The sequence below is a fragment of the Kitasatospora sp. NPDC094016 genome, from assembly GCF_040304045.1.
In the GTDB taxonomy this organism is placed as follows: domain Bacteria; phylum Actinomycetota; class Actinomycetes; order Streptomycetales; family Streptomycetaceae; genus Kitasatospora.
The window spans coordinates 40,877-54,764 of sequence record NZ_JBEOUK010000051.1 but is presented as its reverse complement, the minus strand read 5'-3'; the positions used below and the strand labels follow the sequence as shown (position 1 = coordinate 54,764).

12 protein-coding genes are annotated in these 13,888 nt (G+C 74.4%); 4 read left to right on the top strand and 8 right to left on the bottom strand.

Annotated features, from left to right (window positions below; all coding sequences use genetic code 11):
- Nucleotides 1–508: 508 nt before the first annotated feature.
- The gene (locus ABT015_RS32565) at nucleotides 509–1,234 is read left to right on the top strand and encodes a DUF4097 family beta strand repeat-containing protein (RefSeq protein WP_350885607.1); all 726 of its coding nucleotides are present in this window, start codon (nucleotides 509–511) and stop codon (nucleotides 1,232–1,234) included.
- A gap of 144 nt (nucleotides 1,235–1,378) precedes the next feature.
- On the opposite strand, the gene ABT015_RS32560 is transcribed toward ABT015_RS32565, so the two are convergent.
- From ABT015_RS32560 to ABT015_RS32545, 4 genes are all read right to left on the bottom strand, one after another.
- Nucleotides 1,379–2,029: a hypothetical protein gene (locus tag ABT015_RS32560; protein WP_350885605.1), complete on the bottom strand. Its 651-nt coding sequence runs from the start codon at nucleotides 2,027–2,029 to the stop codon at nucleotides 1,379–1,381.
- Nucleotides 2,030–2,237: 208 nt separating this feature from the next.
- Nucleotides 2,238–2,912: a response regulator transcription factor gene (locus tag ABT015_RS32555; protein ID WP_350885603.1), complete on the bottom strand. Its 675-nt coding sequence runs from the start codon at nucleotides 2,910–2,912 to the stop codon at nucleotides 2,238–2,240.
- On the bottom strand, nucleotides 2,909–4,234 hold the full coding sequence (locus ABT015_RS32550; protein WP_350885601.1) for a sensor histidine kinase: 1,326 nt from the start codon (nucleotides 4,232–4,234) through the stop codon (nucleotides 2,909–2,911). The genes ABT015_RS32555 and ABT015_RS32550 overlap by 4 nt, the downstream gene beginning before the upstream one ends.
- Before the next feature lie 222 nt (nucleotides 4,235–4,456).
- The gene (locus ABT015_RS32545) at nucleotides 4,457–6,646 is read right to left on the bottom strand and encodes an MMPL family transporter (RefSeq protein ID WP_350885599.1); all 2,190 of its coding nucleotides are present in this window, start codon (nucleotides 6,644–6,646) and stop codon (nucleotides 4,457–4,459) included.
- 425 nt (nucleotides 6,647–7,071) lie between these two features.
- Here ABT015_RS32545 and ABT015_RS32540 point away from each other — a divergent pair, with 425 nt between their 5' ends.
- The 3 genes from ABT015_RS32540 (at nucleotide 7,072) to ABT015_RS32530 (ending at nucleotide 10,341) form a co-directional block, all read left to right on the top strand.
- Nucleotides 7,072–8,196 (top strand): DegT/DnrJ/EryC1/StrS family aminotransferase, encoded by a 1,125-nt coding sequence (locus tag ABT015_RS32540; RefSeq protein WP_350885597.1) that lies wholly within the window; start codon nucleotides 7,072–7,074, stop codon nucleotides 8,194–8,196.
- A gap of 111 nt (nucleotides 8,197–8,307) precedes the next feature.
- Entirely contained in the window at nucleotides 8,308–9,249 is a 942-nt protein-coding gene (locus tag ABT015_RS32535; protein WP_350885595.1) for an NAD-dependent epimerase/dehydratase family protein, read from the top strand.
- A 12-nt stretch (nucleotides 9,250–9,261) separates the two neighbouring features.
- Nucleotides 9,262–10,341 (top strand): MGDG synthase family glycosyltransferase, encoded by a 1,080-nt coding sequence (locus ABT015_RS32530; protein WP_350885593.1) that lies wholly within the window; start codon nucleotides 9,262–9,264, stop codon nucleotides 10,339–10,341.
- 108 nt (nucleotides 10,342–10,449) lie between these two features.
- On the opposite strand, the gene ABT015_RS32525 is transcribed toward ABT015_RS32530, so the two are convergent.
- The 4 genes from ABT015_RS32525 to ABT015_RS32510 form a co-directional block, all read right to left on the bottom strand.
- Nucleotides 10,450–11,187: a polysaccharide deacetylase family protein gene (locus ABT015_RS32525; RefSeq protein ID WP_350885591.1), complete on the bottom strand. Its 738-nt coding sequence runs from the start codon at nucleotides 11,185–11,187 to the stop codon at nucleotides 10,450–10,452.
- 5 nt (nucleotides 11,188–11,192) lie between these two features.
- Nucleotides 11,193–11,924 (bottom strand): SDR family NAD(P)-dependent oxidoreductase, encoded by a 732-nt coding sequence (locus ABT015_RS32520; RefSeq protein ID WP_350885589.1) that lies wholly within the window; start codon nucleotides 11,922–11,924, stop codon nucleotides 11,193–11,195.
- Between the two features lie 135 nt (nucleotides 11,925–12,059).
- The gene (locus ABT015_RS32515) at nucleotides 12,060–12,986 is read right to left on the bottom strand and encodes a DMT family transporter (protein ID WP_350885587.1); all 927 of its coding nucleotides are present in this window, start codon (nucleotides 12,984–12,986) and stop codon (nucleotides 12,060–12,062) included.
- Between the two features lie 98 nt (nucleotides 12,987–13,084).
- The gene (locus tag ABT015_RS32510; protein ID WP_350885585.1) at nucleotides 13,085–13,888 is read right to left on the bottom strand and encodes an SAM-dependent methyltransferase; all 804 of its coding nucleotides are present in this window, start codon (nucleotides 13,886–13,888) and stop codon (nucleotides 13,085–13,087) included.

Here is a 13,888-nt window from a genome sequence, read left to right as displayed (position 1 = left end):
CAGACCGCCGCCCCACCCGCGTCCACGCACTCTGCACCCAACACGGCATCACAGCAACGGCCTGACCCAGATCAAATACTTCGCCAGCAGAGTCGACCCGCCGACTTCCTGTGCGACCGGCGAGTCGGAGGCACCCGACGGAGAAGAAATATACCGACCGGTCTACAGATTTCTTTCTACCCAGGAGGACGCCGGGCTCGTTTCCGTGCAGGAAGTCGGACCCGCCGACTTCCTACGCGGAAAACAGCTCCGCAGCCGCCTCCGGAAAATATATAGGCCGGTCTACAGATTTCTTCCCGGGGCGACGGCTGGGGCGACAGCGGGCGCGGGCGGGCCCAGGTGGGGGTGGGTGGGGCGGCACCGGGGGCTGACTGGAGTCGCTTTAGGGGGGTTAATACCACCGACCTGGGCCACCACGTGCGGTTACTGTCGTCGGGACGGCTCCGGACGGGGGCGGTCACCAGGGGCTATCGCGCAACAAGCAGCGCAGGACACATGGGGGACGAACATGGGCAGGTACCACCGTTTCGCGGGGGCTCTCGTGGTCGCAGGGCTCTCCGTCGGGGTGCTCAGCGCCTGCAACCCGATCGGGACCAACTTCACCGACGACGCCACCGTCACGGACAAGATCACCGGCATCCGGCTGGACAGCGACGCCGGGGAGGTGACCGTGCGCGGCAAGGCCGGCGCCACCCAGGCCGCCGTTCACCGCAACATCACGTACCGGAGCGACAAGCCGGGCGCGAGCACCCGGGTGGACGGTGGCGTGCTGGTGCTCGGCGGCTGCGGACGCAACTGCTCGGTGGACTACACCGTCGAGCTGCCGCCGGGGCTGCCGATCACCGGGGGGACGTCGGCGGGCGGGATCAAGCTCACCCAGGTCGGAGACGTCTCGGTGCACACCAGCTCCGGCGACATCACGCTCGACGACGTGGCCGGGCCGGTCGATGTGCGGACCAACAACGGCGAGATCAAGGGCACTTCGCTCAAGGGCGACCGGGTCAGCGCCAAGACCGACAACGGCGGGATCAAGCTCACCCCCGGCAAGGCCCAGAACATCACGGCGAAGACCTCCAACGGCGAGATCAACGTGACCGTGCCGACCGCCTCCTACCACGTCACCGCCTCGACCGACCTGGGCGAGAAGCACATCGGCGTCCAGAGCGACCCGAACGGCCAGTACAAGCTGGACCTCGGGACGAACATCGGCGAGATCACCGTCAAGACGGGCTGACCGACCCGGTCGGCTGGGCCGCCAACGGGGCGCCGTGACGGCCGAGTTCGCACCGGTGCGCGGCCGCCCGGCCCCGCCGGGGGGCGTAGCGGGGCCGGGGCGCGGCGGGGCCGGGGGCAGGGGCGGGGCCGGGGGCAGGGGCGGTCAGAGACCGACCTGCACCTCGGCGCGGTGCCGGATGTACTCGTCGGGGTGCGCCCTCGCGATGGCCACCGCGGCCTCCACCAGGTCGTGCAGCCGCGACGGGTAGGCACGCGGCACGAGCGGCAGCCCGGGGAGGATGCAGCGCCGCACGTCCAGGTCCTCGTTGGCGACGAACTCCCGCAGCGCGGCCTCGTACCAGGCGTCCCGCACGGTCGACCCCTCGTCGGCGGCGGCCGTGCTGCGGCCGTCCCCGACCGACAGGGACGTCCAGTACCAGGCCCGGGCGGCGCCGGCACGCTCGGCGTCGGTGCCGGTGTGCAGGTAGCCGAGCAGGGTCAGCCGTACCCGGCGCTGGCCGAAAGCGAGCAGGGCCGGCTCGACGAAGCGCCGGTTGAAGCTCGGGTTGGGGTCGTAGACCGCCGCCTCCAGCAGCGCCTCGAAGTACTCCTCGGGCAGGTCGGTGCGCCCGGAAAGCGCCTTGTGGACCTCCCACCGGGCCGCGCTCGGGAAGTCCGCGCCGTGCGCGGCCTCAGCCCCGAGCAGGCGGAGCAGACGCGTCAACCGCAGGTCGAACTCCTGCGATCCGTCCGCCGTGCGCCCGGGCAACGGCTGGAGAATCCGCACCTCGCCTGCCGTGTCCTTGGTTTCCACGAACACCCTCCTCATCCTGAGTCATCGGCAGACTACTCGCTGATACACCAGTTCGGAGGTCGTTTTCGGGCAGGCTGGAATCCAGATCACCGACATATGGCCGGAGTTTGACGGTCGATCAGTCCTGCCACCGCCGCAAACCAGGCGAGTTGGACGGACGGGCCGATGGACGAGTCGGCGGACGAGCCGGCCGGCGGACCTTCGCCGGTCAGGCCGGACGGCCCGGCGGGACCAGGCCGGACTGGTAGGCGATCGCGACGAGTTGGGCCCGGTCCCGGGCGTCCAGCTTGGCCATCGCGCGGTGGACGTGGGTGCGGACGGTGAACGGGCTGACGAACATCCGCTCGGCGATCTCCTCGTTGGTGAGCCCGGTGGCGGCCATCGACATCACCTCGCGCTCGCGCGCGGTGAGCACGGACAGCCGCTCGGCGGTGCCGCCGGCCGCCGGATCGGGCTGGGCGAGGAACTGGTCGATGACGGCCCGGGTGGCGGCGGGCGAGAGCAGGGCGTCCCCGGCGGCGACGGTGCGGACGGCCGCGAGCAGTTCCGCCGGGTCCGCGCCCTTGCCGAGGAAGCCGCCCGCGCCGGCCCGCAGCGCCTGGGCCACGTACTCGTCGATCTCGAAGGTGGTGAGGATCAGCACCCGGGTGCCGGCCAGTTCCTCGTCGCCGCAGATGGCGGCCGTCGCACCGAGGCCGTCGGCGCCGGGCATGCGGATGTCCATCAGGACGATGTCGGGGCGGGTGGCGCGGGCGAGTTCGACGGCCTGGTGGCCGTCGGCGGCCTCTCCGACCACCTCCATGTCGTCCTCGGCGTCGATCAGCACCCGGAACGCACCGCGCAGCAGCGCCTGGTCGTCCGCGAGCAGTACCCGGATGGTCATGCGTGGTCCTTCTCTCCTCGAACGGCACGGTCGGCTCGAACGGCACGGTCTTCCCGGACGGCACGGTCTTCCCGGACGGTGCTGACGGCGCGGCCGACACAGCCACCACGACCGGCGCCGTCGTCCCGGGCGCCGGTGCGCAGCGGAAGTTCGGCGGTGACCAGGAAGCCGCCGTCGGGCCGGCTGTCGGCGGTGAGGCGGCCGCCGACCGCGCCGGCCCGTTCGCGCATGCCGATCAGCCCGAAGCCGCCCTCGCCGGGGGCCGGGTGGGGCAGCAGGGCCTGCCGGGGGCGGGCGCTGGTCGGCGGGCGTCCGTTGGCGACGCTGACGGCGACCCGGCTGCCGCTGTAGGCGAGGGTGATCTCGGCACCCGCGCCCTGGGCGTGCTTGGCGACGTTGGTCAGGGACTCCTGGACGATCCGGTAGGCGGTGAGGTCCACGCCGGGCGAGAGCGCGCGGGCCTCGCCCTCGACGGTGAGCCGTACCGGCAGGCCGGTGCGTTCGAAGGCGTTGATCAGTTCGGGGAGCCGGTCGAGGCCGGGGGCCGGTTCGAGCGGCGCGGGCTCCTCGGCGCGGCGCAGCAGGCCGACGGTGGCGCGCAGCTCCTGGAGCGCGGAGCCGGTGGCGTCGGTGATGTGGCTGAGCACCTCGCGGGCCTGGGTGGGGTGGCGGTCCATGAGGTAGACGGCGATGCCGGCCTGGGCGTTGGCGAGGGCGATGTGGTGGGCGACGACGTCGTGCAGGTCGCGGGCGATCCGGATCCGCTCGTCGGCGACCCGGCGGCGGGCCTCCTCCTCGCGGGTGCGTTCGGCGCGTTCGGCCCGTTCCTCGATGGCGGCGAGGTGGGCGCGGCGGTTGCGGATGGAGTCGCCGAGGGCGCCGGGCAGCAGGGCCCAGGCGAGGACGCCGAGCCGTTGGCCGATCGGGCCGCCGCCGTCGCCGATCAGCGAGGTGCCGGTGAGCAGGACGGCGGAGGCGATCGAGGCGCGCAGCGCGGTGGCCCGGTCGGTGCGGACGGCGAGGAAGTAGAGGGCGAGCAGCAGCGGGGTGGCCAGCCCGGGGGTGAGGCGGGGGGTGGTGAGGATGAGGGCCATCGTGCAGATCAGCGTGATGAGGACCACGGTCCGCGGGTACCGGCGGTGGGCGAACACGGTGACGGCGGAGGCCAGCGCGATGGCGGCGCTGAGCGGCCTGAAGGAGATGACGTGGCCTGTCTGGTCGACGGTGACGCCGATGCCGGTCATCGCGAACAGTACGGCGCCGCCGACGGCGTCGAGCAGCCGGGGGTGGTCGCGGCGCAGCCGCTGCCAGGTGTCGCTCATCGTGGTGCTCTCCGGGTCGGGGGTGCCCTGGCGGCACCCTCGCCGGGTTCTGCCAGTTCGTGCCGAACCGCGCCCTGCCGGGCGGGGTGGGCCGGGTCGGGGGCCGCCGTGTGCGTGGGCGGACCCCGACAGCAACGGTAACGGTAGGGATCGAACCGTTGTCCGGGCCGGGGCCCGTCCCGTGGGTCGGGACGGGCCCCGGCCGGGCCTCGGGGGGCGGGCCTAGACGCCGACGGACTCCCGGGCCGGGGCCGGTTCGGGGGCGGCGGTCTGCAGCTTGCCGCCCTCGACGTCGATGTCCGGTATCAGCCGGTCCAGCCAGCGCGGCAGCCACCAGGCGCGGCGGCCGAGCAGGGCCAGGACGGCCGGGACGATGGTCATCCGGACCACGAAGGCGTCGAAGGCGACGGCCGCGGCGAGCCCCAGACCCATCATCTTGATCATCGGTTCGCCCATGCCGATGAAGCCCGCGAAGACGGCGATCATGATGAACGCGGCGGCGGTGACCACCCGGGCGTTGTGCCGGAAGCCGGTGACGATGGCCTCGTCGGGCTGCTCGCCGTGGACGAAGCCCTCGCGGATCCGGGTGACCAGGAACACCTCGTAGTCCATGGCGAGGCCGAAGACCACGCCGACCATGAAGATCGGCATCATGCTCATCACCGGACCGGTCTGTTCGACGCCGATCAGGTTGGCCAGCCAGCCCCACTGGAAGACCGCGACGACCGCGCCGAGCGCGGCGGCCACCGAGAGCAGGAAGCCGAGCGCCGCCTTCAGCGGGACGAGCACCGAGCGGAACACCACCAGCAGCAGGACGACGGCGAGGCCGACGACCACGGCGAGGTAGGGCACCAGCGCGTCGGTGAGCTTCTGCGAGACGTCGATGTTCATCGCCGTCGTGCCGCTGACCAGGATCGTCGCCCCGGTGGTCGTCTTGAGGCCGGCGGCGTGGCCGCGGATCGTCTGGACCAGGTCCTTGGTCTCCTCGGCGCTCGGACCGGTGGCCGGGACGGCGTTCAGCAGGGCGGTGTCCCCCGCCTTGTTGAACATCGGCGGGGTGACGGAGACCACGCCGGGCAGCGCGGAGACCGTCTTGGCGACCTCGCTCGCGGCGGCCTTCGGGTCGGGCGTGCCCTTGACGTCGACCATGACGGTCAGCGGCCCGTTGAAGCCGGGGCCGAAGCCCTCGGACAGCAGGTCGTAGGCGCGGCGCTGGGTGGTGGAGGTCGGCTTGGACTCGTCCCCGGGCAGGCCGAGCCGCAGGTCGAGCGCGGGGGCCGCGAGCACGCCGAGGCCGATCACGCCGCCGAGCAGCACCGCGAGCGGGCGGCGCAGCACGAACTTGGCCCAGCGGGAGCCGCCGTTCTCCTTCTTCGGCTGGACGCCGCCCTTGCGGGCCTTGCGGGGCAGCACCCGGCGGCCGATGAAGCCGAGCAGCGCGGGGACCAGGGTGAGCGCGACCAGGACGGCGATGACCACCGTGCCGGCCGCGGCCATGCCCATCTTGGCGAGCATAGGGATGCCGACCACCGAGAGCCCGGCCAGGGCGATCACCACGGTGAGCCCGGCGAACACCACGGCGGAGCCGGCGGTGCCGACGGCCCGGCCGGCCGCCTCCTGCGGGGTTCGGCCCTCGGCGAGCTCGGCCCGGTAGCGGGAGACGATGAACACCGCGTAGTCGATGCCGACCGCGAGGCCCAGCATCATCGCGAGCGTGCTGGTGGTGGAGGACAGGCCGAGCGTGCTGCCGAGCCCGGTGATCAGGGCCATGCCGAGGCCGACCCCGATCACGGCGGTGAGCAGCGGCAGGCCGGCTGCCACGAGCGAGCCGAAGGTGATCACCAGGACGACCGCGGACAGCGCCATGCCGATCATCTCGCTGCTGCCGCCGGCCTCGGGCTTGGCCATCAGCGCGTTGCCGCCGACCTCGACCTTGAGCCCGGCGTCCCGCCCGTGCTGGGCGGCCTGTTCGAGGGCGTCGGTGGCGCCCTTGGACAGCTCGCCAGCCTTGGCGGAGTAGCTGACGGTCGCGTACGCGGTGGTGCCGTCCTTGGAGACGGTGCCGGCCTTGAACGGGCTGACCGCGCCGGTGACCTCGTCGGCGTGGGCGAGCTCGGCGACCGTCCGCTCCACCGCCTGCTGGTTGGGCTCGGCGGTGATCTTCTGTCCGGACGGGGCGACGAACACCAGGCGGGCCGAGGCGCCGTCGGCGTGGCCGCCGGGGAAGCGCTCGTTCATCAGGTCGAAGGCCTTCTGCGCCTCCGTACCGGGCATCGCGAAGCCGTCGTCGGGTGCGGCGGGCGCCTTGGCCGCCAGGACTCCGCAGACCGCCAGCACGGCGACCCAGAGCAGGGTCACCAGCCGGCGTCGGACGAAGGCCCAGCGGCCCAGGCGGTACAGGAACGTGGCCACGGAAGAGTGGACTCCTTCGGATCTCGGTCAGCGTGCGCACCGCGGCCGCCCCGGCGCCTTTCGGCGCGGACCGCCCGCAGCATGACCCATCCTTGATCGCCGACCCCTCCTCCGTCGTCGTCCCTGCGCAGGCCGTTTGCGTACTGCGGACGCAGTACGGCCCCTCCCCGGACGGCGGAAGCGCATCAGCTGTGGTGGGAGCGCTCTGGCGCACTCCCGACGGCGACGACGGAGCGGCGACGGGGCAGCGGCAGGGCGGCGAGGGGCGGCGACGGGGGCCGGGCGCCGTCACCCGGGCGGGCGGCGACGACGGGCCGCGGCCCGGCGGGCGAAGTAGCGTGATGTGCCGGGCCCGACACATTTCGTAGGGTTCGGCCCCATCTGACCCGATCGGTGCTGACCCCAGCCCGCCGCCGGAGGTGCCCATGGGCGTTCCAGCCGCCCGCATCGTGTTCGACGAATCCGACCGCGCGGCCGTCGCCGAGGCGGTGACGGAGATGCTCACCACCGGCGCCCTCACCCTGGGCCCGTGGACCGAGCGCCTGGAGCAGGCCTTCGCCGCCGAGCACGGCGCCTCGCACGCCGTCGCGGTGAGCAGCGGCACCGCGGCGCTGGAGGTGATCCTGCGCACGGTCGACGTCCGGGGCCGCGACGTCGTCGTACCGGCCGTCACCTTCTACGCGACCGCCGGCGCCGTCCTGCACGCCGGCGGGCGCCCGGTGTTCGCCGACGTCGACCCGGCCACCCTGGCACTCTCCCCCGAGACGCTGGAGGCGGCCCTCACCCCGGATACCGCAGCCGTCGTACTCGTCCACATCGGCGGACTGGTCACCCCGCGGGTCGAGGAGCTGCGCGCGCTCTGCGACCGGCACGGCGTCCCGCTGGTCGAGGACGCCGCACACGCCCACGGCAGCAGCCTCGACGGGCGCTGCGCCGGGACGTTCGGCCTGGCCGGGGCCTTCTCGTTCTACCCGACCAAGGTCACCACCAGCGGCGAGGGCGGCCTGATCCTCACCGAGTCGCCCGAGCTGCGCGACGAGGCCCGCACCTACCGCGACCAGGGCAAGGGCTCCTTCACCACCAACCACCACGTCCGGCTCGGCCACGCCTGGCGGATGAGCGAGCTCAGCGCGGCCGTCGGCGCCGTGCACCTGCGCCGGCTCAAGGAGTTCATCGAGACCCGCCGGGCCGTCGCCCGCCGCTACGACGAGGCGCTGGCCGGGCTCGACGGCCTGGAGCCGGTGCTCGAACCCTCCGGCTGCCGCGGCAACTACTACAAGTACGTGGCACTGCTGCCGCCCGGGGTGGAGCGCGCCGCGTTCAAGCGGGCGGTCGCCGAGGAGTACGGCGTGCGGCTGTCCGGCGAGGTGTACGACCTGCCGCTGCACCTGCAGCCCGTCCTCGCCCCCTACCGGCGCGGGCCGCTGCCGGTCGCCGAGGACGTCTGCGCGCGGCAGGTGTGCCTGCCGGTGCACTCCGACATGACCGGGGACGAGACGGAGCAGGTCATCGAGGCCGTCTCCGCGGTGCACCGGAGACTCGCCGGATAGCCGGGGCGGGGTCGACCCCGCCCCGGCGGGCGCGCCGAGGCGCTCGACACGGAGTGCGAGAGACGGAGTGCGAGAAGGCGCTCGACACGGAGCCCGACAAGGAGAGAGATCGTGCGGATAGCCGTCACCGGGGGATGCGGATTCATCGGGTCACACGTCGTGGACCACCTGATCGCGGCCGGCCACGACGTCCTCGCGGTGGACACGACCGACAAGTACCTCAACCCCGACGCCGAACACGCCCGGCTCGACATCCTCGACCTCGCGGCCCTCACCTCCGCGCTGGCCGGCAGTGAAGTGGTGTACCACCTCGCCGCGATGGCCGACGTCGAACAGGTCTCCGCCGACCCGGTACGGGCCGTACGGACCAACATCGACGGCACCGAGGCCGTCCTGGAGGCCGCCCGGCGCAGCGGGCTGAGCCGCACCGTGCTGGCGAGCACCGTCTGGGTCTACGGCGCCGCTCTCACCGACGAGCAACTCGACGGCTCAGAGCAGGAGTTGGACGAGCACGTGCCGATCGAGCTGGAACACAGCGGCCACCTCTACGTGGCCACCAAGCTCGCCGCCGAGATGCTGGTGCACAGCTACCGCGAGCTGTACGGGCAGCACTTCACCATCCTGCGCTACGGCATCCCGTACGGGCCCCGGATGCGCGACGAGCTGGTCGTCGCCCGGTTCGTCCAGGCCGCGCTCACCGGGCGGCCGATCACCATCGCCGGCGACGGGCGGCAGAGCCGCAACTTCGTCTACGTCGAGGACCTCGCCGACGCCCACGTCCGGGCCCTGTCCCCCGCCGCCGAGGACCAGACCTTCGCCCTGGAGGGCTCCACCGCCGTCTCGGTGCGCGACATCGCCGACACCGTCGACGACCTGCTGGGGCCGGTCTCGATCGAGCACATCGACGGCCGCAAGGCCGACTACACCGGGCGGCGGATCTCCTGCGCCCAGGCCAAGCGCCTGCTCGGCTGGTCTCCGCACACCAACTTCGCGGACGGCGTGCGCCGTTACGCCGACTGGTACCGGGCCGCAGCAGCCTCCGCCGCCTCCTGAGCGGGCCGCCCGATGCCGCACGCCCTGCTCGTCTCCGGCTCCCTCGGCCAGGGCCACGACGTGATGGCCCAGGCCTGCGCCGACACCCTGCGGGCCCGCGGCTGGACCACCCACACGGTCGACGCGATGGCCCTGCTCGGGCAGCGCTCCGGCGCCGCCGGGGAGGCCGTGTTCCGGCGGCTGCTCGACCTGCCCGGCGTGTACGACGCCTTCCACTTCTCGGCGTTGCGTCCCGGCGCCCGGCTCGCGCTGCTCGCCGACGCGGCCGCCCGCAGCCGGCTCGTCCCGGCGCTGCGCGAACTGGTCGCGGCGCAGCGGCCGCAGCTGGTGGTCTCCGTGTTCGCCACCGCCACCTCGGCCGTCAACCGGCTGCCGCAACGGGACTTCCGGCACTTCGTGTTCTGCACCGACGTGACGCCGCACCGGCTCTGGGTGCAGGAGGGCACCGACCTGTTCCTGGTCACCTCCGAGGTCGCCGCCTGCGCCGTGCGCCGCTACCGGCCGGACGCCGCCGTCACCGTCCTGCCCGCTCCGCTGCGGGAACCGTTCTACCGGCCGCCCGGCCGGGCCGAGGCGCGGGCCGAACTGGGCGTCCCGGCGGGCGGGCGGTGCGTGCTGCTGATGTCCGGCGCCTGGGGGCTCGGACCGCTCGCCCGCACCGCCGCCGCGCTCGCCGCCGCCGGGCCGCACGTGCTCGCCGTCGCCGGGCGCAACCGGGAACTGGAACGGCGGCTGCGGGCCGCCGCCCGCCGGGAGTCGCGCCTGCACCCCTTCGGCTACACCGACCGGATCCCCGCCCTGATGGCCGCCGCCGACCTCGTCGTCACCAGCTCCGGCGACACCTGCAGCGAGGCCCGCGCCCTCGGGCGGCGGCTGCTGCTGCTCGACGTCGTCCAGGGCCACGGCCGCGACAACCTCCAGCACGAGTTGGAACTCGGCCACGCCGACGTCGCCTCCGCCCGCCCCGCCGAAGTGGTCCGCAACGCCCTCGCCGCCCTCGCCCGCCCCGCGCCCGCCCCCTCCCCCGGCGCCACCCCGGAGCCCTGGCGCACCGGCTTCACCGCGGCCCTGGCCCAGGTGGGGCTGGCGTAGCCGACGAGCGGGGCAAGGTCGCGGGCGCCGCGCCGGACGGCCTCGGGCAATCGCCGTCGAGACGGGGGTTCGTCGTCCGCCCGGCGCTCGGGGGCGGGTGCCGGGCCGTCAGGCGCGGGCGGGCGCGGGGACGGCGTGGTCGCGGAGCGGGCCGAGGGTGAGCGAGTGGGCGCGGCAGTGGGCGGCGATCAGCGGGAGAGCGGCGAGGGTGGCCCGCCAGGAGTCGGGGGCGGAGGTGCAGTCGGAGTCGTGCAGGAGGAGGGTCGCGCCGCCGGTGAGGCCGGGGCGGGCGGTCGCGTAGACGGAGGCCCCGGTCGCCTCCGCCGTCCAGTCGCGGCCCCAGGCCGTCCACAGGACGCTGCGCAGGCCCAGCCGCCGGGCGGCCAGGGCCGGGCCGGCCGTCAGCACCCCGTACGGCGGGCGGTACCAGTGCGGGCGGACCCCGCACAGCGCGGTCACCGCCTCGGTGGCGCGGCGCAGTTCACGCAGGTCACGGGCCGGGGCCGGGTACCACTGCGGCCGGTGGTGCCAGCCGTGGACGGCCACCTCGTGGCCGCGCAGCACCAGCTCCCGGCCGAGGGCGGGGGCGCGCTCCAGCATCGGGCCCAGCAGGAAGAAGGTCGCCCGGACACCGCCCAGGGCGTCCAGCGCGTCCAGGATCTCCGGGGTGCCGCGCGGGTCGGGGCCGTCGTCGAAGGTCAGGGCGACGTGGCGCGGGTCGGCGCCGTAGCCGGCGGTTCGGCGGGCCAGCGTGCGGCGCAGCGCCGGGAGGCGCACCGCCGCCGGGGCCAGGTGCGCGAACTCCACCGCGGCCGCTGTCGCGAGCACCCGGGTCGCGGTGTTCACCCGGCTCACCCGAAGCGGGAGGCCATGCGCCGGAACACGCCCGGCGCCACGCCGTGGATCCGGGCCGGGAAGCCGAGCCAGTGCGGCACGAAGAGCCGGTCGCGCCCGGTGGTGATGGTCGCGACCACGGTGTCGGCGACCCGCTCCGCCGGGACGGGCCGTGGCCGCTCCCGCTGGTAGGGCGTGCCGCGCCGGTCGAAGAACGGGGTGTCCACCGGGCCCGGCAGCACCAGGCGCACCCCCACCCCGGTGCCGCGCAGCTCGTACCAGAGGCTCTCCGCGAACATCGCCAGTCCGCCCTTGGTCGCCGCGTACCCCGACTCGTCGCGCACGCCGACCTGGCCGGCCATCGAGCCGAGCAGCACGATCCGGCCCCGGCGGCGCTCCAGCATGCCCGGCAGGAGCAGGCGGACCAGCCGCAGCGGGGCGGCGAAGTTGACCTCGATCATCCGGTCCAGGACGTCCGAGGGGGTGTCCGCGAACGGTCCGCGCCACCCCAGGCCCGCACTGGCGACCAGCGCGTCCACCCGGCCGGTCTCCGCGAGGGCCGCCTCCGCGAGCCGGGTCGGGCCGTCCGGCTTGCTCAGGTCCTCGGGCAGGACGCGGCCGCCGGTCCGGGCGGCGACCTCGTCCAGGCGGGCGCGGTCCGTACCGGACAGCAGGGTCCGCCAGCCGGCGTCGGCCAGGCGGACGGCCGTGGCCAGGCCGATGCCCGAGGAGGCGCCGGTGACGAGCACGACCGGAGGGTCGGCGGACCCCGGCCGTCGGGGGCCCGACTGGGCTTCGTCCGCCATCGCGCACCTGCCGCTCCGTGGGCGTGTCACCGTCCGAATTGTCCGGCAAGTCACCTTCGCACGGCGGCACCACCCGGGCTACCGGGGCGGGGCGGCCGGCTCCGCGTCCGCCTCCGGATCCGGACCCGGTTCAGGGTCCCGGTCCGCCGCGCCCGGCCGCCCGGCGGCCACCTCCGCGGACTGCCCCTCCAACTCCCCGAACCTGGACAGCAGGAAGGTGCCGCCCACCGCCACCGCGAAGCCCGCCAGCGCGCACCACTCGAACCCCGGACGCGCCGCGTCGCCCAGCGCCGCCACGCCCACCAGCGCCGGGCCGAAGGTCTCGGCGACCGTCCCGGCGGCGGTCGCGGCCGTGACCGTGCCGCGCTGCAGGGCCAGCGCGTACGCCAGGTAGCCACCGAGGCCGCCCACCGCGAGCGCGTACGCCGCCGGGTCGGTGAGGACGGTGACCAGGCTCGACGCGTCCATCACCCGCACCGCCAGGCTCGTCACCCCGAACCCCACCCCCGCCAGCAGCCCCAGGCCGGCCGCCGCCACGGTGCCGGCCCGGCGCACCAGGACGAGGGTCAGCAGCAGCATCACGGCGGTCGTCGCGAGCAGCACCCAGTGGAACAGCGGCGGGGCGTGCTCCCGGCCCTCCCGGCCCGACCCCAGCGCCAGCAGCGTCAGGCCGACCACCACGGCGACGATTCCCGTCACGTCCCCCCGGCGCAGCCGTGCCCCGAGCAGCCGGACGGCGGCGAGCGCCGTCACGGCCAGGCTCGCGTTGGTGACGGCCTGCACGAGGAACAGGGGCAGGCTGCGCAGCGCCACGATGCTCAACGCGAAACCGACGATGTCCAGTGCCGTGCCGAGCAGGAACTCCCACGACCGCGCCAGCGCGGCCAGCAGCCCGGCCCGCACCCGGTCCGCCTGTGGCGCCGACCGCGCCCCGCGCGCCTGGAACACCGCCCCGAACCCGAAGCACACGGTCGCGACCAGGGCGGTGGTGAGTCCCAGCAGCATGCCTCTCCCAGCCTCACGGGCAGCATCGATCCACCACCAGTCTGTCCCCGGGACGGCGGGGCCGCACGGGTGGAAGGGGCTGGACCGGGCGGGAGGGGTCAGGGCTTGAGCGCCACGGCCGCGTAGGCGGCGGCCTCGGGGGCGGTGGCCGGCGGGTCGGTGGGGGTGGGCCGCCAGTGGGGGGTGGGGACGATCCCGGGGGCGATGAGGCTCCAGCCGTCGAAGAAGCGGGTGAACTCGGGGAGCGTGCGGGCCTGGGCGGCGGTGCCGGCGGATTCGTAGATCCGGACCAGGCCGGCGATCTCGGCCGGGGCGAAGTCGGGGGTGACGTGGGTCATCACCAGGGCGCTGCCGGGGGCGAGGGCCGCTTTGAGGTGCTCGACGAGCTCGTGGGCGCCGCGGGTGTCGGGGACGAAGTGCAGGAGGGCGTTGAGGGAGAGTGCGACGGGCCGGGCGAGGTCGATGGTGTCGCGCAGGCCGGGCGAGGCGAGGAGGCGGACGGGGTCGGCGATGTCGGCCTCGACGTAGGCGGTGCGGCCTTCGGGGGTGCCGGTGAGCAGGGCCTGGGCGTGCGAGAGCACGATCGGGTCGTTGTCGGCGTAGACGACGCGGGCGCACGGTTCGACACTCTGGGCGACCTCGTGGAGGTTGGGCGGGGTGGGGATGCCGGTGCCGATGTCGAGGAACTGGTCGATGCCGGCCCGGGCGAGGGCGCGGGTGGAGCGGTGGACGAAGGACCGGTTGGCGCGGGCGGTGACGCGCAGCCAGGGTGCGACGGCGAGGGCGTGCCCGGCGGCCTCGCGGTCGGCGGCGAAGTTGGTGAAGCCGCCGAGGTAGTAGTCGTACATCCGGGCCGAGTGCGGCATGTTGAGCCGCAGGTCGACTCCGTCGTAGCGGCTCAT

What these genes read in the sequence shown, in the direction of transcription:
- ABT015_RS32565 (WP_350885607.1), top strand. Translation starts at nt 509, where the DNA reads ATGGGCAGGTACCACCGTTTCGCGGGGGCTCTCGTGGTCGCAGGGCTC.
- ABT015_RS32555 (WP_350885603.1), bottom strand. Translation starts at nt 2,912, where the DNA reads ATGACCATCCGGGTACTGCTCGCGGACGACCAGGCGCTGCTGCGCGGT.
- ABT015_RS32550 (WP_350885601.1), bottom strand. Translation starts at nt 4,234, where the DNA reads ATGAGCGACACCTGGCAGCGGCTGCGCCGCGACCACCCCCGGCTGCTC.
- ABT015_RS32540 (WP_350885597.1), top strand. Translation starts at nt 7,072, where the DNA reads ATGGGCGTTCCAGCCGCCCGCATCGTGTTCGACGAATCCGACCGCGCG.
- ABT015_RS32530 (WP_350885593.1), top strand. Translation starts at nt 9,262, where the DNA reads ATGCCGCACGCCCTGCTCGTCTCCGGCTCCCTCGGCCAGGGCCACGAC.
- ABT015_RS32515 (WP_350885587.1), bottom strand. Translation starts at nt 12,986, where the DNA reads ATGCTGCTGGGACTCACCACCGCCCTGGTCGCGACCGTGTGCTTCGGG.
- ABT015_RS32510 (WP_350885585.1), bottom strand. Translation starts at nt 13,888, where the DNA reads ATGAGCCGCTACGACGGAGTCGACCTGCGGCTCAACATGCCGCACTCG.